Origin of the sequence: Pleomorphochaeta sp. DL1XJH-081 (genome assembly GCF_049310885.1) — a bacterium.
GTDB lineage: Bacteria > Spirochaetota > Spirochaetia > Sphaerochaetales > Sphaerochaetaceae > CAYZJV01.
Genome location: NZ_JBMDYO010000122.1, coordinates 1 through 264, shown reverse-complemented (window position 1 = coordinate 264; position 264 = coordinate 1). Strand labels below are relative to the sequence as shown.

The following is a 264-nucleotide window of genomic DNA, read 5'->3' as shown; positions in this document are numbered from 1 at the left end:
AATCACTGGCGTGCGCGGCGTCGCCGCCAGTGAGCAAACGCTGATCCAGGTCCAGAAAACGTTACAAGAAGAAAAAATTCCCGCTAAGTCTGTGGCACTGGAAGAGGGCGCTATTCTTGCGCGCTTCGACACCACCGATACCCAGCTACGCGCCCGTGAAGCGCTGATGAGCGTGCTGGGGGATAAATATGTCGTGGCGCTTAACCTTGCGCCGGCTACGCCGCGCTGGTTGGCGGCTATTCACGCCGATCCGATGAAGCTCGG

The 264-nt window shown here is 59.1% G+C and carries 1 protein-coding gene; it reads left to right on the top strand.

Translation table 11 applies throughout. From position 1 onward, the window contains the following. Nucleotides 1-264: hypothetical protein (locus tag ACODJP_RS14150; protein ID WP_422482593.1), on the top strand; the 264-nt coding region annotated here is incomplete at both ends.